General features: G+C 73.0%; 19 protein-coding genes. 5 read left to right on the forward strand and 14 right to left on the reverse strand.

Going from position 1 to position 16,132, the window contains the following annotated elements; all coding sequences use genetic code 11:
• Positions 1-166: 166 nt before the first annotated feature.
• Positions 167-1,426 carry an MFS transporter gene (locus ACYVKX_RS17300; protein ID WP_460834917.1) on the reverse strand — a complete coding sequence of 420 codons (1,260 nt, stop codon included), beginning with the start codon at positions 1,424-1,426 and terminating at the stop codon, positions 167-169.
• A gap of 191 nt (positions 1,427-1,617) precedes the next feature.
• Between ACYVKX_RS17300 and ACYVKX_RS17305 the strand changes: the two genes are divergently transcribed.
• A complete protein-coding gene (locus ACYVKX_RS17305; protein ID WP_460834918.1) occupies positions 1,618-2,034 on the forward strand; it encodes a DUF2147 domain-containing protein in 417 nt (138 codons plus the stop codon).
• Positions 2,035-2,070: 36 nt separating this feature from the next.
• Here the strand turns inward: ACYVKX_RS17305 and ACYVKX_RS17310 are convergent, their stop codons facing one another.
• The 9 genes from ACYVKX_RS17310 to ACYVKX_RS17350 form a co-directional block, all read right to left on the reverse strand.
• Positions 2,071-2,277: a hypothetical protein gene (locus tag ACYVKX_RS17310; protein ID WP_460834919.1), complete on the reverse strand. Its 207-nt coding sequence runs from the start codon at positions 2,275-2,277 to the stop codon at positions 2,071-2,073.
• Between the two features lie 121 nt (positions 2,278-2,398).
• Positions 2,399-3,346 carry a bifunctional DNA-formamidopyrimidine glycosylase/DNA-(apurinic or apyrimidinic site) lyase gene (gene mutM, locus ACYVKX_RS17315; protein WP_460834920.1) on the reverse strand — a complete coding sequence of 316 codons (948 nt, stop codon included), beginning with the start codon at positions 3,344-3,346 and terminating at the stop codon, positions 2,399-2,401.
• Between the two features lie 17 nt (positions 3,347-3,363).
• Positions 3,364-4,194: a ribonuclease III gene (gene rnc / locus ACYVKX_RS17320; protein ID WP_460834921.1), complete on the reverse strand. Its 831-nt coding sequence runs from the start codon at positions 4,192-4,194 to the stop codon at positions 3,364-3,366.
• Positions 4,115-4,300: a 50S ribosomal protein L32 gene (rpmF, locus tag ACYVKX_RS17325; RefSeq protein WP_181644900.1), complete on the reverse strand. Its 186-nt coding sequence runs from the start codon at positions 4,298-4,300 to the stop codon at positions 4,115-4,117. The genes rnc and rpmF overlap by 80 nt, the downstream gene beginning before the upstream one ends.
• Before the next feature lie 9 nt (positions 4,301-4,309).
• The gene (locus ACYVKX_RS17330) at positions 4,310-4,858 is read right to left on the reverse strand and encodes a YceD family protein (protein ID WP_460834922.1); all 549 of its coding nucleotides are present in this window, start codon (positions 4,856-4,858) and stop codon (positions 4,310-4,312) included.
• Positions 4,859-4,963: 105 nt separating this feature from the next.
• Positions 4,964-5,437, reverse strand: a complete 474-nt coding sequence (coaD, locus tag ACYVKX_RS17335; protein ID WP_460834923.1) for a pantetheine-phosphate adenylyltransferase — start codon at positions 5,435-5,437, stop codon at positions 4,964-4,966.
• Positions 5,434-6,009, reverse strand: coding sequence for a 16S rRNA (guanine(966)-N(2))-methyltransferase RsmD (rsmD, locus tag ACYVKX_RS17340; RefSeq protein ID WP_460834924.1), 576 nt, complete (start codon positions 6,007-6,009; stop codon positions 5,434-5,436). The genes coaD and rsmD overlap by 4 nt, the downstream gene beginning before the upstream one ends.
• Before the next feature lie 7 nt (positions 6,010-6,016).
• Complete coding sequence (locus ACYVKX_RS17345; protein ID WP_460834925.1) at positions 6,017-8,257, reverse strand: ATP-dependent DNA helicase RecG; 2,241 nt, start codon at positions 8,255-8,257, stop codon at positions 6,017-6,019.
• Between the two features lie 10 nt (positions 8,258-8,267).
• Positions 8,268-9,929, reverse strand: a complete 1,662-nt coding sequence (locus ACYVKX_RS17350; RefSeq protein WP_460834926.1) for a DAK2 domain-containing protein — start codon at positions 9,927-9,929, stop codon at positions 8,268-8,270.
• A 132-nt stretch (positions 9,930-10,061) separates the two neighbouring features.
• On the opposite strand from ACYVKX_RS17350, the gene rpmB reads away from it, so the two are divergent.
• Positions 10,062-10,247 carry a 50S ribosomal protein L28 gene (gene rpmB / locus ACYVKX_RS17355; RefSeq protein WP_011756723.1) on the forward strand — a complete coding sequence of 62 codons (186 nt, stop codon included), beginning with the start codon at positions 10,062-10,064 and terminating at the stop codon, positions 10,245-10,247.
• 119 nt (positions 10,248-10,366) lie between these two features.
• Here rpmB and ACYVKX_RS17360 read toward each other — a convergent pair whose 3' ends face one another.
• On the reverse strand, positions 10,367-11,329 hold the full coding sequence (locus ACYVKX_RS17360) for a thiamine-phosphate kinase (protein WP_460834927.1): 963 nt from the start codon (positions 11,327-11,329) through the stop codon (positions 10,367-10,369).
• Between the two features lie 86 nt (positions 11,330-11,415).
• Here ACYVKX_RS17360 and ACYVKX_RS17365 point away from each other — a divergent pair, with 86 nt between their 5' ends.
• Both ACYVKX_RS17365 and ACYVKX_RS17370 read left to right on the forward strand, forming a co-directional pair.
• Complete coding sequence (locus tag ACYVKX_RS17365; protein ID WP_028636164.1) at positions 11,416-11,652, forward strand: Lrp/AsnC ligand binding domain-containing protein; 237 nt, start codon at positions 11,416-11,418, stop codon at positions 11,650-11,652.
• 38 nt (positions 11,653-11,690) lie between these two features.
• On the forward strand, positions 11,691-12,128 hold the full coding sequence (locus ACYVKX_RS17370; RefSeq protein WP_460834965.1) for a DUF3515 domain-containing protein: 438 nt from the start codon (positions 11,691-11,693) through the stop codon (positions 12,126-12,128).
• Positions 12,129-12,135: 7 nt separating this feature from the next.
• Here ACYVKX_RS17370 and ACYVKX_RS17375 read toward each other — a convergent pair whose 3' ends face one another.
• Positions 12,136-13,251, reverse strand: a complete 1,116-nt coding sequence (locus ACYVKX_RS17375) for a D-alanine--D-alanine ligase family protein (RefSeq protein WP_460834928.1) — start codon at positions 13,249-13,251, stop codon at positions 12,136-12,138.
• A 33-nt stretch (positions 13,252-13,284) separates the two neighbouring features.
• Between ACYVKX_RS17375 and ACYVKX_RS17380 the strand changes: the two genes are divergently transcribed.
• A complete protein-coding gene (locus ACYVKX_RS17380) occupies positions 13,285-14,337 on the forward strand; it encodes a trans-sulfuration enzyme family protein (protein WP_460834929.1) in 1,053 nt (350 codons plus the stop codon).
• A gap of 1 nt (position 14,338) precedes the next feature.
• Here ACYVKX_RS17380 and ACYVKX_RS17385 read toward each other — a convergent pair whose 3' ends face one another.
• Positions 14,339-15,340 carry an NAD(P)H-dependent glycerol-3-phosphate dehydrogenase gene (locus ACYVKX_RS17385; protein WP_460834930.1) on the reverse strand — a complete coding sequence of 334 codons (1,002 nt, stop codon included), beginning with the start codon at positions 15,338-15,340 and terminating at the stop codon, positions 14,339-14,341.
• On the reverse strand, positions 15,337-16,095 hold the full coding sequence (locus tag ACYVKX_RS17390; RefSeq protein WP_460834931.1) for a lysophospholipid acyltransferase family protein: 759 nt from the start codon (positions 16,093-16,095) through the stop codon (positions 15,337-15,339). The genes ACYVKX_RS17385 and ACYVKX_RS17390 overlap by 4 nt, the downstream gene beginning before the upstream one ends.
• Between the last annotated feature and the right edge of the window lie 37 nt (positions 16,096-16,132).

The following is a 16,132-nucleotide window of genomic DNA, read 5'->3' on the forward strand; positions in this document are numbered from 1 at the left end:
ACCCGGCGCCCTCCCCCACGTGTGGCATCCGCGACCCCGCCGAGTCGGCGCAAGTTGCCCGCCAGGAGGGCGCGAGTCGGCGCAACTTGCTCACGCTGTCCACAGGGCGCGGGCAAGACGCGCCGACTCGACCCTCTGCCACGGGCAAGACACGCCGAGTCGGCGATCAGGCGGGGACCGGCCCGGACGCCTCGTCGGCGTGGGCGATGTGGACCAACTGGCGCCAGATGAGCACGACGAACAGCGCCGAGCCGGCGAAGGCGAACCAGAACGGCGCGGTCACGCCCCACTGCCGGGCGATCACGCCGCCGATGCCGGAACCGATGACCAGGCCGCCGTAGACGCCGACGAGATTGACGCTGCCGACGCGGCCCTGGAGCTCCGCGGGTACGGCGCGCTGGCGGACCGTGAGCGACGTGGTGCCCCAGATGAAGGCGTGCGCGCCGAACACGAAGAAGATGCACATGGCCACCCAGGCGCGCGTGGTGATCGCCAGCGAGAGCATCGTGAACGTCTCGAAGACCAGCCCGATCCGCATCAGGTTGCCCAGGCTGACGTGCCGGGTGATCCACGGGTAGGACAGCGTGCCCAGCAGGCCGCCGACCGCGGAGACGGTCGTCAGCAGGCCGAACCCGACCGGCCCCATGCCCAGTCGCTGGGTCGCGTAGAGGACGAGCACCGACCAGGCGGCGCCGAAGGTGATGTTGAAGACGAAGATCGTCATCACGAGCGTGCGGACCGCGGCGTTGCGGAGCGTCCATCGGAACGCCTCGGCGATGTCGTGCCGCAGATGGGTCTCGGGAGCGATCTCGCGCCGGTGCGGCGGCAGCACCACCCGGGAGATCAGCACCGCCCCGAGCGCGACCACGGCGGCCTGGGCCGCGAACGGCACGGCGTGCCCGGCCGCGAACAGCGCCGCGCCGATCGGCGGGCCGGCGAGCTGGTTGACCGTGATGAAGCCGGTGGTGAGCCGGGAGTTGGCGACCGCCAGGTCGTCGCGGTGCACGAGCATGGGCATCAGCGTCGCGGCGGTGTTGTCGGCGAAGACCTCGGCCGTCCCGAGCAGGAACATCGCGAGCAGCACGATCCAGATCTCGACCAGGCCGGTCGCGACGACGAGGGTGAGCAGGGCGAGTACGGCGGCCCGCAGCAGGTTCACGGTCACGATGATCAGCCGGCGGTCGAGCCGGTCGGCCAGCGCGCCGGCGAGCAGGCCGAGGACCAGCGGCGGCAGCCACTGCAGCAGCGCCGCGCTCGCGACCAGGATCGGGTCGTGGGTCAGCGAGGCGACCAACAGTGGGCCGGCCGCGATCGCGATGCCATCGCCGAGGTTCGAGACCCACGACGACGCGAGCAGCCAGCGGAACCCGGTCCCGAAGCGGCGGGGCGCGACGATCTCGACGCCACGGTCCAGCGGTCTGCTCACAAGGGAGTGAGGCTATCGGCCGGCCCGCCGCTCCGGCACCTTGTTTGTGCGCCGTTTGTGCGCCCGCACGTCCTCGTCAGCGCTCCCGACCGAAGGGATTGACCACGCAGTCCGATGGGTAGTCCACGGCAACGGCCCGGCTCGGGCCTCGACAACGGTCCGATTCGGGCCTCGACAACGGGGAGGCATGGATGATCAGGAAGACTCTGGCGGCACTCGCGACGGTGGCCGTGGTGCTGGCGCCGACGGCGACCGCGACCGGTGCGGTGCCCGACACCGAGCGCGCGGCAGCGGGCATCACCGGCTCGTGGAAGGGCGGGGTGTACGGCGACGACGGCGGGCCGGCCGGCTACACGGCGAAGGTGAAGATCTTCAAGAAGGGCGGCAAGCTCGCGGGCAAGATCACCTACCCGAAGTACTGCTCGGGGAAGTGGACCTTCCAGGGCAAGAGGAACGGCTGGTTCACCTTCCGCGAGAAGATCACCCGCGGCTCAGCCTGCGTGAGCCCGGTCAGCGCGAAGGCCAAGCGGGTCGGCAAGAAGCTCAAGGTCGTCTGGCGTGAGCCGCAGACGGGTGACACCGCCAGCATGAAGGCGCGCCGCACCTGACCGGCCGCGCTCGGCGCGACCGCGTCGAGCGGCGGATCAGGCGGGCTGCATCTCCTGGAGGGAGGCGGCCTCGTCGAGGAGGGCGGCAGCCTGCGCGGTCGTCAGCCTGTCGTTCTCCTCGCTGAGGCGCAGGACCAGCGCCTCGAGCTCGCCCACGCGCGCACGCAGCCGGGAGTTCTCGGCTACGAGATGGGCGGGGGTCCGCAGGTCGCTGTTCATGTATCCGATCAGCGCCTTGGCCATGGAAGAGCCTTCCGGGTCGAGGGGTGGCCCGCGGGGACCGGGCCGTCTTCAAGAGTCCCACCCGCCGGGCCGTGGGTCAATCTCACGACGAGCGCGGGACCTGAGCCTGCGAAGGTCCCGGTCAGCGAGGAGGTCGAGGAGGCTCGGCTCGGTCCGGAACTTGCGACGGACCGAGCGAGCCGTCTCGAAGCCCAGCCGGAGTCACACGACGTCTCCTCGGCGCCGGCTGGCAGACCGGGCAGAAGTACGACGAGCGGTTCATGAACGCGACCCGCCGCATCGGCGTACCGCACCGCTCGCAGGGCTCACCCTCGCGGCCGTAGGCGTGCAGCGAGCGGTCGAAGTAGCCGGACTCGCCGTTCACGTTGACGTAGAGGGCGTCGAAGGACGTGCCGCCCTGCCCCAGCGCCGCCACCATCACCTCGCGGGCGTGGCCGAGCAGCTCGCGCACCTGGGCGGCGGCGAGCCGGTCGCCGGGGCGCTCGCCGTGGATCCGGGCGCGCCAGAGCGCCTCGTCGGCGTAGATGTTGCCGACGCCCGAGATCAGGCTCTGGTTGAGCAGCTGGCGCTTGATGCCCGACGTGCGCCTGCGGACCGTGCGGACGAACTCATCGTCGTCGAACGCCGGGTCGAGCGGGTCGCGGGCGATGTGCGCGATCTCCGGCGGCAGACCGGCACCGCCGTCGGAGACGGAGAGCCTGCCGAACATCCGCTGGTCGGCGAAGCGCATCTCCAGCGCCTGCCCCGAGCCGGTCGAGGGGTCGAGCGAGAACCGCACCCGCAGATGCCGTTCGTCGGGTACGCCGGGCGGCTGGACCAGGAACTGGCCGCTCATGCCCAGGTGGCCGAGGAGCGCGTCGCCGTTGTCGAGCGGCAGCCAGAGGTACTTGCCGCGACGGCGGACCGCCTCGATCCGGCGGCCGGTGAGCGCGGCGGCGAACCCGGCCGGGCCGCGGTGGTCGCGGCGCACCGGCCGCGGATGGAGGACGTCGACGCGGGTGATCCTCGCGCCGAGGACGTACCGCTCCAGGCCGGCCCGGACGACCTCGACCTCGGGCAGCTCGGGCACGCGTCAGCTCGGGGAGGTCAACTCTTGCGGGCGGAGTGCGCGGCCGCGCCGACGGCCGGGTCCTCGACGCCCAGGTCGCCGGCGATCTCGCCGTACGCGGTCTCGGCGGCGGCCTGCTCGGCCTCCTTCTTCGACCGGCCGACGCCGTTGCCGTAGAGGCCGTCGCCGACGCGCACCTGGGCGGTGAACGTCTTCATGTGGTCGGGGCCGTCGTCCTCGATGACGTACTCGGGGACGCCGAGACCGTGCTCGGCGGACAGCTCCTGCAGGGAGGTCTTCCAGTCCAGGCCCGCGCCGAGCGCGGAGGCGGCATCGATCAGCGGGTCGAAGAGCCGGTGGACGACCTCGGCGGAGGTGTCGAAGCCCCCACTGAGGTGGACGGCGCCGATGACGGCCTCGACGGTGTCGGAGAGGATCGACGCCTTGTTGCGGCCGCCGGTGGACTCCTCGCCGCGGCCCAGCTTCACGTGGGCGCCGACGCCGATGCCGCGGCCGACCTCGGCCAGCGCCCGGGCGTTGACGACGGCGGCGCGCAGCTTGGCCAGCCGGCCCTCGGAGAGGTCCGGGTGGGTGCGGTACAGCGTCTCGGTGACGACGACGCCGAGGACCGAGTCGCCGAGGAACTCCAGCCGCTCGTTGGTCGGCAGCCCGCCGTTCTCGTAGGCGTACGAGCGGTGGGTGAGGGCGCGCTCCAGCAACTCGGGGGCCAGGATCGGATCCCCGAGGGCTGCGCGGAGCTCGCCGTAGTCGGTCAGCGGTCCGGACCGGTCAGAGGACCTGACGACGGTCGGCGCGCGCGCCGTACTGGCCGCACTCGCCGCACGCGCGGTGCGGCAGGTGCTTGGCACCGCAGGCGGGGTTCGCGCAGGTCACCAGCTGGGGCGCGACGGCCTTCCAGGCCGAACGACGGTGACGCGTGTTGCTGCGCGACATCTTCCGCTTCGGGACAGCCACTGTTCTCTCCTACTTCCTGTGGTCGGACGGCCGACCTGCATCGAGTTCGTCGCCCTGCTGTAGTTCCTGCAGCCTTCTCCACCGCGGGTCGACCGGCTCCTCGTGCGCGTGATCCGGGTCGTCCCGGAGCCGGGCCCCGCACTCGGGGCACAGTCCCGGACAGTCGTCCGAGCACAAGGGCTGGAACGGCAGTGCGAGCACCACCGCGTCCCGCAGCAGCGGCTCGAGGTCGAGCAGGTCGCCCTCGAGCATGCTGACCTCGTCGTCCTCCCCGGAGGAGTAGTCCTGGTCGTCGTACGCGAACAGCTCCTGGAACCGCGCGTCGATCTGGTCGGCGATCGGCTCCAGGCACCGCGCGCACTCACCGGCGAGCCCCGCCGCAGCGGAGCCGGTGACCAGCACACCCTCCATGACCGCTTCCAGCCGCAGGTCGAGCTCGACCGGCGAGCCTTCCGGGACACGGAGGACTTCGATGCCCAGATCTGCCGGTGCCGGAACCGTCCGCTTCACCTGGTGCTGGGACCCCGGGCGGCGGCCGAGCTCGCGAGTATCGAGCACGAGCGGCGCTCTCGGGTCCAGGCTGCTCAGGGTTCTACTTCCGGATTCAGACACAAACAGATCGTCGGGAATCGTACCGGTCGGCCGTCGACACGGCCAAATGCGTCAGGACAGCCGCTCGAGGAGCCGGGCGTGCACGGCGGGCGGGACGAGGGCCGAGACGTCGCCGCCGAGCGAGGCGACCTCCTTGACCAGGCTCGAGGAGACGTAGCCCCACGAAGCGTTGGTGGTGAGGAACACCGTCTCGACGCCGGTCAGGTGGGCGTTCATCTGCGCCATCGGGAGCTCGTACTCGTAGTCGTTGCCGCCGCGCAGGCCCTTGACGATCGCGGAGGCGTCGATCTCGCGGCAGAAGTCGACGATCAGCCCGTCGAAGCCCCGCACGGTCACGTTCGGCAGGTCCGCGCAGACCTCGCGCAGCATCTCCAGCCGCTCGTCGGGCTGGAAGAGGCGGGACTTGGAGATGTTGGTCCCGGTCGCGACGACGAGCTCGTCGAAGATCGCGGCGGCCCGCCGGATGATGTCGAGGTGGCCGTTCGTCACCGGGTCGAACGATCCGGGGCACACCGCTCGGGTCATGCCGTGGAGGGTACCGCCGCCTGCGCGTACCAGAGCGCGGTCTCGCCGTAACGCCGGTCACGCGTGTCCGTGAAGCCGTCGGGCCACGCCGGCTCGGGGCTGCGGGCGGACCGCTCGACGACCACCAGGGCGCCCGGGACCAGCCAGCCGTTGCCGGTCAGCGCGGCGAGGTCGGCGGCGACGGCCTCGTCCGCGAGCGGGTACGGCGGGTCGAGGAACGCGACGTCGTACGGCGCCGTCGGGGCGCGCCGCAGGGTCGTGGCGACCGCGGCGGCCACGACGTCGGCCCTCGCGAAGCCCAGCATCCGGGCGTTCGCGGAGATCAGCCCGGCGGTACGGCGGTCGGACTCGACGAGCGTGGCGACGCCGGCGCCGCGGGACCACGCCTCCAGGCCGACGGCCCCGGAGCCGGCGTACAGGTCGAGGAAGCGGAGCCCGTGCAGCGAGCCGCACCACGACTCGATCGCGGAGAACAGCGCCTCGCGGACCCGGTCGCTGGTCGGGCGGGTGGCGGCGCCGCGCGGGGTGGCGATCCGGCGGCCGCCCGCCACTCCCCCGATGATGCGGGTCATGCGGTGCTCATGACTTCTCCAGGAAGTCGGCCTGGACCGACGCCTCCACCCGGGCGACCTCGGCGGCCAGCAGGGGCGCGGTCGCCAGGTCGGCGTCCGCGTCGAGGAGCGCGTGGGCGGCCTCGCGGGCCAGCACGATGGTCTTCTCGTCGCGGAGCACCCGCAGGTTCTGCAGCCCGGACCGGTAGCCCGACTGCGACTTCCCGAGGACGTCGCCCTCGCGGCGCTGCTCGAGGTCGACCCGGCTGAGCTCGAAGCCGTCGGTGGTGGCGGCCACGGCGTCGAGCCGCTCGCGCGCCGGGGTGTCGGCCTCGGCGTGCGAGACCAGCAGGCACAGGCCCGGCAGGCCGCCCCGGCCGACCCGGCCGCGCAGCTGGTGGAGCTGGGAGACGCCGAACCGGTCGGCGTCGAGCAGCACCATCGCGGTGGCGTTCGCGACGTCGACGCCGACCTCGATGACGGTGGTCGAGACCAGCACGTCGATCTCGCCGGCGGCGAAGGCCCGCATGACCCGGTCCTTGTCGTCCGGCGGCATCCGGCCGTGCAGCCTCTCCACGCGCAGCCCCGCGAGCGGGCCCTCGGCCAGCTGGACGGCGACCTCCTCGACCGCGGCCAGTCCGCCGGCCGGGCTCGCTGCCGTCAGCTCCTCGCCGTCCTCGTCGAGGTCGACCTGATCGGTCTCCCCCTGCTCCTGCTCGTCGCCGGTGATGCGCGGGCACACGACGTACGCCTGGTGGCCCTTGCCGACCTCCTCGCGCACCCGCTCCCAGACCCGGTCGAACCAGGAGGGCTGCTCGGCGAGGGGTACGACGGTGGTCTGGATCGGCGCGCGGCCGGCCGGGAGCTCGGTCAGCGTCGAGGTCTCGAGGTCGCCGAAGACGGTCATCGCGACGGTGCGCGGGATCGGGGTCGCGGTCATCACGAGCACGTGCGGCGGCGTACCGGCCTTGTCGGTGAGCGCGGCGCGCTGCTCGACGCCGAAGCGGTGCTGCTCGTCGACCACGACCAGGCCGAGGTCGGCGAAGAGGACCTTCTCCTCCAGCAGCGCGTGGGTGCCGATCACGATGCCGGCCTCGCCGGACGCCATCCGCGACATCGGCCCGGTGCGCTGCGCCTTGGTCATCGACCCGGTGAGCAGCTCGACGTTGGTCGCCTCGGCGGCGCCGCCGAGCATCCCGCCCGCGGCGAGGTCGCCGAGCAGCGCGGTGATCGAGCGGTGGTGCTGCTGGGCGAGCACCTCGGTCGGGGCGAGCAGCGCCGCCTGCCCCCCGGAGTCGACGACGCGGAGCATCGCCCGCAGCGCGACCAGGGTCTTGCCGGAGCCGACCTCGCCCTGGAGCAGCCGGTTCATCGGGTGCGGCTGGGCCAGGTCGCGGTCGATCTCGGCACCGACCTCGCGCTGCCCGGCGGTGAGCTCGAACGGCAGCCGGGCGTCGAACGCCGCCAGCAGCCCGTCGTCGGCGCCGGTGCGGGCACGTGCGCCGAGCGCGCGCACGGCGCGCCGCCGGCGGGCGAGCACGAGCTGGTTGACCAGCGCCTCCTCGAAGCGGAACCGCCGCTGGGCGGTCGTGACCTGGCCGTAGTCGCTCGGATTGTGGATCCGCTCGAGCGCGGTCCGCGCGTCGAGCAGGTCGTACTCCCGGCGTACCGGCTCCGGGATCACCTCGGGCACGTCCTCGAGCACCGTGAGCGCGAACGCGACCGCGCGCTGGAGGTCCCAGGAGTCGACGCCCCTGGTGAGCGGGTAGATCGGGTAGAGCTCGCCGATGGCGTCCAGCGAGAGCTGGGCCGCGTCCTCGTCCGCGGAGCCGAAGAGCACCACCTGCGGATGGGTGAGCTGCCACTCCCCGCGGAAGCTGCTGACCTTGCCGACGAAGATGCCGCGCCGGCCCGCGGGCATCCGAGTGGACTGCTGCCACTCCCCCAGGCTCTTGTTCTTCGCGAACATCGAGATGCGGAACGACGGTCCGTCGGTGCGCACCGTGACGTCGACGCGGTACGCCGTGCGGTGGGTGCGGCGGTCCTGGTAGGTGTTCAGCCGGCTGCTGGCGATCTGGCCGACGACGGTGAGCATGTCGCCCTCGTTGAGCTCCTCGACGCGGGTGAGCTCGCCGGTCTTGACGTAGCGGCGCGGGAAGTGGTGGAGCAGGTCGCCGACCGTGCGCAGCCCGATCCGGTCCTCGATCGCGGCACGCTTCTTCTTGTGGTCGCCGAGCACGGCGACCACCGGGGTGTCGAGATCGATCACCTTGGTCCCCTCACTCCACGGACATGAGCAGCGGGTACCGCTCCTGCCCACCGTCGTACACCACGACGTCGACAGCCGGGTGGCGCTCCTCCACCCAGGCGGCGCAGCGGGTGGCCAGCACGCCCTCCTCGTCGTCCGCGCCGGCGACGACCGTGACCAGCTCGCCACCACCGCCGAGGAGCCGGTCGAGCACGTCGGTGGCGACCGCGAACAGGTCTGCGCCGACCACGACGAAGTCGCCGGCGACCACGCCGAGCACGTCGCCGACCTCGCACGGCCCGGCCATCGTCATCGCCTGCCGGGCGGCGACGGTGACCGCGCCCTGGCGGGCGTGCCGCGCGGTGGCCGTCATCTCGAGCACGTCCTGGTCGAAGGCCCGGCCCGGCTCGTGCACGGCGATCGCGGCGAGCCCGGTGACCTGCGCGTGGGTCGGGATCACGGCGACCCGGATGCTCCCGTCGGAGTCGGCCTCCGCCGTACGCGCGGCGATCTGGGCGACCCGCACGGAGTCCGGGTCGTTGGGCAGCACGACGACCTCGGCCGCGCTGCAGGCGGTGATCGCCTCGAGGACCTGGCCCGTGGAGGGGCGCCGCCCGGGACCACCCGGTACGACGACCGCGCCGGCCTCCTCGAACAGCGCGGCCAGACCCGGGCCGGCCGCCACCGCGACCACGCGGCGCCCGGCGCGCGCGGTGCGCTGCCGCACCTCGGCCACCTGCTCGGCGAAGTGCGTGACCCTGATCCGGTAGGGCCGGCCGGCGGCGATGCCGGCCTCGACCGCGGCACCGACGTCGTCGACGTGGACGTGGACGTTCCAGAGCCCGTCGCCCCCGACCACGACGAGCGAGTCGCCGAGCGGGGCCAGTGCCTCGCGGAGCGCCGGGACCGCGTCGTCGGGGGCGTCGAGCAGGTACATCACCTCGTAGGAGGGACCCTCCGCGGTGAGGTCTCCTGATCCTGCCGCCTCGGCGACCGGGATCGGGATCGCATGCCTGCCGATCGGCGCGGTCACCGGCACCGGGCGGCGGCCGGTCAGCACGGTCTCGGCGGCATCCAGGATCACGCTGACGCCCCGGCCGCCCGCGTCGACGACGCCCGCGGCGGCCAGCACCGGCAGCTGCTCGGGCGTGCGGGCCAGCGCCCGACGGGCGCCCTCGGCCGCGGCGGCGAACACGTCGCGCGCGCGGGCGTCGCCCCTCTTCGCGGCCTCGGCCGCGGCCTCCGCCGCGGCCCGGATCACCGTGAGCATGGTGCCCTCGACCGGCGTACCGACCGCGGCATAGCTCGCGTCGGCCGCACACCGCAGCGCCGCGGCCATCACCTGGGCGTTGCGCTCCCGCGGGTCGGCGCGGCCGATCCGCCGGACCAGCGCGCCGAGCATCTCGCTGAGGATCACGCCCGAGTTGCCGCGGGCCCCGAGCAGCGCGCCCCGCGCGAACGCGGTCAGCGCGGCCCCGAGGTCGTCCCCGGCCTCACTGGCGGCGTCGCGCACGGCGTCACGGGCAGCGGAGACGGTGAGGTACATGTTGGTGCCGGTGTCGCCGTCCGGCACCGGGTAGACGTTGAGCGCGTCGATCTCCTCGCGCGCCGCCTCGAGCGCGTCCACCGCGACGTCCACGAACCGGAGGACGACCTCGAGCGTGACGGTGCCGCTCCGGGGGGTCGCCTCCATGACGCCCGAGAGTAGTGGTGTCTCACGCGATTTCGGCGTCGGCCTGGTCGTCGGATACTCTTGTGCGGTTGCCCGCTGCGGCGGGCCTTCCCGGTTTTCAGTACATCATCGAGACGTCTACAGGAGTACACGGTGGCTGCCGTCTGCGACATCTGCGCCAAGAAGCCCGGCTTCGGCAACAACCGCCCGTGGTCGCGCAAGATCACGAAGCGTCGCTTCGACCCCAACATCCAGCGCGTCCGGGCCACCGTCAACGGCACCCCCAAGCGTCTCAACGTGTGCACCGGCTGCCTCAAGGCCGGCAAGGTCACCCGCTGACCCCACCGCACTCTCGCTCTTCCAGAGGGCCCCGACCGACTCGGTCGGGGCCCGCTGCATTCCCGCTGCCTCTCCAGGCCGAGTCGGCGCAGTCTCAGCTGAGACTGCGCCGACTCGGCCTAGAAGTGGGTCCAGCCGGTCGGGCCGTCGTACGGCGAGCCGTCGACGGTGACGCCCTCGCCCTCGGTGACCGCGCCGACGACCGACCAGCCCTCCGGTACGGCGGACACCGACTCGTAGGTCGCCAGCAGCGCGTGGTCCTCGCCCCCGCCGAGGATGAACGTGATCGGGTCGGCGCCGGTGGCCGCACCGACCGCCTGGAGCGGCTCGGGGATGTCGAACGCCGCCGTGTGCACGTCGATCGCGACGCCCGAGTCCGAGGCGAGGTGGCCGGCGTCGGCGAGCAGGCCGTCGGAGACGTCGATCATCGCGGTCGCACCGGCCTCGGCGGCGACCCGGCCGGCGTCGTACGGCGGCTCGGGCCGGCGGTAGGCCTCCACCAGCACCCGCGGGGAGCGGAAGCCGCGGCCGAGGACCGCGAGCCCGCCGGCGGACCAGCCCTGCCGCCCCGCGAGGGCCAGTACGTCGCCGGGGCGGGCGCCGGAGCGGAGGACCGGCGACTGGGTGCAGGCGCCGAGCACGGTCACCGCGATCACGACCTGGTCGGCGCGGGTGAGGTCCCCGCCGACGACGGACGCGCCGACGAGCGCGCACTCCTCGGCGAAGCCGCGGGCGAAGTCGAGCGCCCACTGCGCCGGCAGGTCCGCCGGAGCGGCCAGTCCGATCGTCAGGGAGGTGGCCCGGCCGCCCATCGCGTTGATGTCGGAGAGGTTCTGCGCGGCCGCCCGGTGGCCCACGTCGGCGGCGCTCGCCCAGTCGCGGCGGAAGTGTCGCCCCTCGACGACCAGGTCGGTCGAGACGACCACGTGGCCGGTCTTCACGCGGAGCACCGCCGCGTCGTCGCCGGGGCCGACGATGACCTGCTCCCCCTGGGGAAACAGCCCGACGAGCTCGCTGATCAGGGCGAACTCGCCGACGTCGGCGAGCGTGGCTTCTGGTGGGCCGGCATCAGAGCTGGGCATGGGCCCATCCCACCAGATGACGGGGTCTGGGGCGCACGGTAGGTTGGCGACGACACTGTCCGCTGAACGCACGAGGGAGAGACTCGATGGTCGTCCAGGCGTACATCCTGATCCAGACCGATGTCGGCAAGGCTGCCGAGGTCGCCGCGGCCATCGCCCAGGTCAAGGGCGTGACCCTGGCCGAGGACGTCACCGGTCCCTACGACGTCATCGTGCGCGCCGAGGCCCGCAACGTCGACGAGCTCGGCAAGCTGGTGGTCTCGAAGGTCCAGAACCTCGACGGCATCACCCGGACCCTGACCTGTCCGGTGGTGCACATCTGAGCCTGCACCCCGTACGCCGACGCCCCTGGTCGCTCGCGATCGGGGGCGTCGTCGCGTGCGCCCTGCTCGCCGGCTGCGGCGGCGCCCAGCAGATCGACGTCGGCGAGCTCGACGACGCCACGGCGCAGGCCTGCCGCGACCTGGTCGCCGACCTGCCGGACACCCTCGCCGGCGAGCCGTCGGTCGAGGTCGCCGGCGACACCGAGTACGGCGCCGCGTGGGGCGACCCGGCGATCGTGCTCACCTGCGGGGTCGGCGCGGTCGACATCAGCGAGGCGCCTCCGTGCGCCGTCGTCGACGGTGTCGGGTGGGTGGTGCCCGAGGAGGGCGGCGACGAGACCACGTTCGTCACCGACGGCTACCGGCCGCGGGTGCAGGTGGTGGTGCCGGACGACTACGCCCCGGAGGCGGGCGTGCTGACCGAGCTGGGCAGCCTCGTCGAGAAGCACACCGAGCTGAAGGCCGAGTGCCTCTGACTCACCCTCACCGCAGACCGGTGTCGCGCTGGAGCGCGAGCCGGACCAGCCGGTCGACCAGCGCCGGGTAGTCGACGCCGGACGCGGCCCACATCTTCGGGTACATCGAGGTCGGCGTGAAGCCCGGCATCGTGTTGATCTCGTTGACCACGACCCGGCCGCCGGGCAGCACGAAGAAGTCGACCCGGGCCAGGCCCTCGCAGCCGACCGCCTCGAAGGCGCGCACCGACATCGCCTGCACCTCCGCGACGACCTCGGCGGGCAGGTCGGCGGGGATGTCGAGCTCGGTGTGCTCCTCGGGGAGGTATTTGGCCGCGAAGTCGTAGAACTCGTGGTCGCCGGAGATCCGGATCTCCGCCGGGACGCTCGTCTCCGGCGTGCCGTCGAGCGCCTCGAGCACGCCGCACTCCACCTCACGGGCGTCGGCGGCGTACGCCTCGACGAGCACCTTGGCGTCGTACCGCAGCGCCTCCTCGATCGCCCCGTCGAGCTCGGAGGCGTCGTGCGCCTTGGAGATGCCGATGCTGGAGCCGCCGCGGGCGGGCTTCACGAACAGCGGGTGGCCGAGCCCGGCGGCGCGCTCGCGGCACGCCTGCGGCTCCCGCGCCCACTGCCGCGCGGTGACCGTCGTCGAGGGCAGCACGGGCAGGCCGGCCGCGGCGAGCACGACCTTCATGTACGCCTTGTCCATGCTGACCGCGGAGGCGAGTACGCCGGCGCCGACGTAGCGCACGCCGGCCATCTCGAGCATCCCCTGGAGGGTGCCGTCCTCGCCCCACGGGCCGTGCAGCAGCGGGAACACCACGTCGACCTCGCCGAGCGTGCGCGGTGGCTGCGCCGGCTCGGACACGACGAGTCCGGTCGAGGCCGCCTCGGGCGCCAGCGCGATCGTCGCGCGGTCGCCGTCGACCTCCGGCAGCCGGTCGGGGCCGGTGATCCGCAGTCGCTCGGGGTCGTCCGACTCCAGCACCCAGCGGCCGTCGGTCGCGATGCCGATCGGCACCACGTCGTACTGCTCCCGGTCGATCGCGGCGAGCACGCTGCCGGCGGTCACGCACGAGATCGCGTGCTCGCTGGACTTCCCGCCGAACACGACCGCGACGCGGGGCTTGGGCTCGTTCATCGCGTCGACCCTATCCGCCCTAGCCTGTGGCACATGAAGCCCGCCACCGTCGCCGTGACCGCCGGACGCCCGCCTCGCGACCCGGACCAGCCGCTCAACGTGCCGATCGCGATGGCGTCGACGTACGGCGCGGGCGGGGACGTCGAGTACGGCCGCTACGGCAACCCGACGTGGACGGCGTTCGAGGACGCGCTGGGCGCGCTGGAGGGCGGCCGGGCGCTGGCGTTCTCCTCGGGCATGGCCGCGGTGACAACCGTGCTCGACTTGGTCGGCCACGCCGGGCTCGTGGTCGCCCCCGCGCACTCCTACACCGGCACGCTGCTCCAGCTCGGCGACCTGGAGAGCCGCGGCCGGGTGCGCGCCATGCTGGTCGACGTCGCCGACACCGACGCCGTGGCCGCGGCGTGCGAGGACGCCGCGCTGGTGTGGCTCGAGTCGCCCACGAACCCCGCCCTCGAGCTCGTCGACATCCCGCGGATCGCCGAGGCGGCCCACGCCGCCGGGGCGTACGTCGTCGTGGACAACACCTTCGCCACTCCCCTGCTCCAGCAGCCCCTGAGCCTGGGCGCCGACATCGTCGTGCACTCGGTGACCAAGTTCCTCGCCGGCCACAGCGACGTGCTGATGGGCGCGGTCGTCACCGACGACGAGCAGTTGCACGGCGTACTCAAGGGCCGCCGCGACCTGCTCGGCTCGACGCCCGGCACGCTCGAGGCGTGGCTGGCCCTGCGCGGGATGCGCACCCTGCACCTGCGGGTCGAGCGCTCGCAGGCCAACGCCACCGAGCTGGTCCGTCGGCTCGCCGGCCACCCGGCGGTCGAGGAGGTCCGCTACCCAGGCTTCGGCGGCATCGTCTCGGTCGTGCTCGCCGGTGGCGAGCTCGCGGGCGACCTGCTCGTGCGCAAGACGAGGCTGTGGGTGCACGCGACGTCGCTGGGCGGCGTGGAGTCGACGTTCGAGCGGCGGCGGCGCTGGCAGGCCGAGCCGGCCACGATCCCCGCCGGCCTGGTCCGGCTCTCGGTCGGCGTCGAGGACGTCGACGACCTCTGGGAGGACCTCTCGTCCGCGCTGGACGACGTCGTCTGAGTCAGTCCGTCTCCGCCTTGGTGTCGCGGGCGATGAACGCCTCCATCATCTCGGGCGCGGTCATCCTCCCGGCGACGAGCGCGTCGACGTGGTAGGCGATCGGCGCGTCCACGCCGGTGCGCTCGGCGAGGGCGAGCAGGGACGAGCAGGACTTCGCGCCCTCCGCGACCTGACGCGTGGCGGCCAGGATCTCCTCGGTCGTCATGCCCTGGCCGAGCTTCTCGCCGAACGTGCGGTTGCGCGACAGCGGCGAGGAGCAGGTGGCGACCAGGTCGCCGAGCCCGGCGAGGCCCATCAGCGTCAGTGGGTTGGCGCCGAGCGCGGTCGCGAGCCGCGCCGTCTCGGCCAGGCCGCGGGTGATCAGCGAGGCCGTCGTGTTGTCCCCGAACCCGAGCCCGACGGCCATGCCGACCGAGAGCGCCACGACGTTCTTGTAGGCGCCGCCGAGCTCGCAGCCGAGCACGTCCGGGCTGGTGTAGGGCCGGAACGCGGGTGAGTGGATGCGCCTCTGGATCGTCCGGGCGACGTCCTCGTCGGCGCACGCGACCACCGACGCGGCCGGCTCGCGCTTGGCGATCTCCTTGGCCAGGTTGGGGCCGCTGACGACCGCGATCCGGTCGGGGCCGGCGCCGGTGACCTCGCCGATCACCTGGCTCATCCGGTCCAGCGTGCCGAGCTCCACGCCCTTCATCAGCGAGACGAGCACGGCGTCCTGCTCGACGTACGGCGCCCACTCGGTCAGGTTGCCGCGCAGCGACTGCGAGGGCGTGGCGAGCACGACGACGTCGGCGCCGTGCGCGGCCTTCTCGACGTCGTGGGTCGCCGCGACCTGGGGCGGCAGCTCGGTGCCGGGGAGGTACTCGGCGTTCTCGCGGCGGTCGTTGATCGCCTCCGCGACCTCCTCGCGCCGCGCCCAGATGGTGACGTCGTTGCCGGCGTCCGCTAGGACGATCGAGAACGCCGTGCCCCACGACCCGGCGCCGAAGATCGCGACCTTGCTCATGGGCGGCTCTTCTTGTTGGGGTTGCCGGTCTGCCGCACGCCGGCCTTCCTCATGTCGAACCGCTCGGCCGGCGCGGTCTCGCCGCGCACCTCCTCCACGAGCGCGGTGATCGCGGCCATGATCCGCATCGTCGCCTCGTTGACGACCGCGGCCGAGCGCTCCTCGGCCCGGAGGTCGTCGAGCGGGATCGGCGTGCCGACCTTCATCCTCACCAGCTTGCGCGGGTAGAGGTCCGGCCTCTTCGCGTACGGCGCCAACAGCTGCTGCGCGCCCCACTGGCCGACCGGGATGACCGGGCAGCCGGTCTCGAGCGCGATCCGCGCGGCACCGGACTTGCCGGTCATCGGCCAGCCGTCCGGATCGCGGGTGATCGTGCCCTCGGGGTAGACGACGACGCACCTGCCGTCGCGGACCGCCTGCACCGCGGCGTCGAACGCGCCGACGGCGTTCCTGCTCAGCCGCTCGACCGGGATCTGGCCGGCCGATCGGAAGAACGCGCCCAGCGCCCTGTTCCTGAACAGCCCGGACTTGGCCAGGTAGTGCGGCAGCCGGCCGTGGTCGTAGACGAGGTGTGCCGCGGTGAGCGGGTCCACGTGCGACACGTGGTTGAGCACGATGATGCAGCCGCCGGTCGCGGGGATGTTCTCCCCGTCGATCCACTCGTGCGTGGTCGTCGAGACGAGCGCCCCCCTGACGATCGGCTCGGCCAGGCGCCAGGCCCAGGTGCGCTTCTCCTGCATCGTGCGAACGACCACGTGCGCAGGCTACTCGGTCGGCGACCTGACAGGATCG

The sequence above is a fragment of the Nocardioides hungaricus genome (assembly GCF_054782915.1).

Coding starts and splice junctions, on each gene's coding strand:
- coaD (WP_460834923.1), bottom strand. CDS start 5,437: ATGACCCGAGCGGTGTGCCCCGGATCGTTCGACCCGGTGACGAACGGC.
- ACYVKX_RS17360 (WP_460834927.1), bottom strand. CDS start 11,329: ATGCCCAGCTCTGATGCCGGCCCACCAGAAGCCACGCTCGCCGACGTC.
- ACYVKX_RS17350 (WP_460834926.1), bottom strand. CDS start 9,929: ATGGAGGCGACCCCCCGGAGCGGCACCGTCACGCTCGAGGTCGTCCTC.
- ACYVKX_RS17380 (WP_460834929.1), top strand. CDS start 13,285: ATGAAGCCCGCCACCGTCGCCGTGACCGCCGGACGCCCGCCTCGCGAC.
- ACYVKX_RS17310 (WP_460834919.1), bottom strand. CDS start 2,277: ATGGCCAAGGCGCTGATCGGATACATGAACAGCGACCTGCGGACCCCC.
- ACYVKX_RS17305 (WP_460834918.1), top strand. CDS start 1,618: ATGATCAGGAAGACTCTGGCGGCACTCGCGACGGTGGCCGTGGTGCTG.
- ACYVKX_RS17365 (WP_028636164.1), top strand. CDS start 11,416: ATGGTCGTCCAGGCGTACATCCTGATCCAGACCGATGTCGGCAAGGCT.
- ACYVKX_RS17375 (WP_460834928.1), bottom strand. CDS start 13,251: ATGAACGAGCCCAAGCCCCGCGTCGCGGTCGTGTTCGGCGGGAAGTCC.
- ACYVKX_RS17385 (WP_460834930.1), bottom strand. CDS start 15,340: ATGAGCAAGGTCGCGATCTTCGGCGCCGGGTCGTGGGGCACGGCGTTC.
- rsmD (WP_460834924.1), bottom strand. CDS start 6,009: ATGACCCGCATCATCGGGGGAGTGGCGGGCGGCCGCCGGATCGCCACC.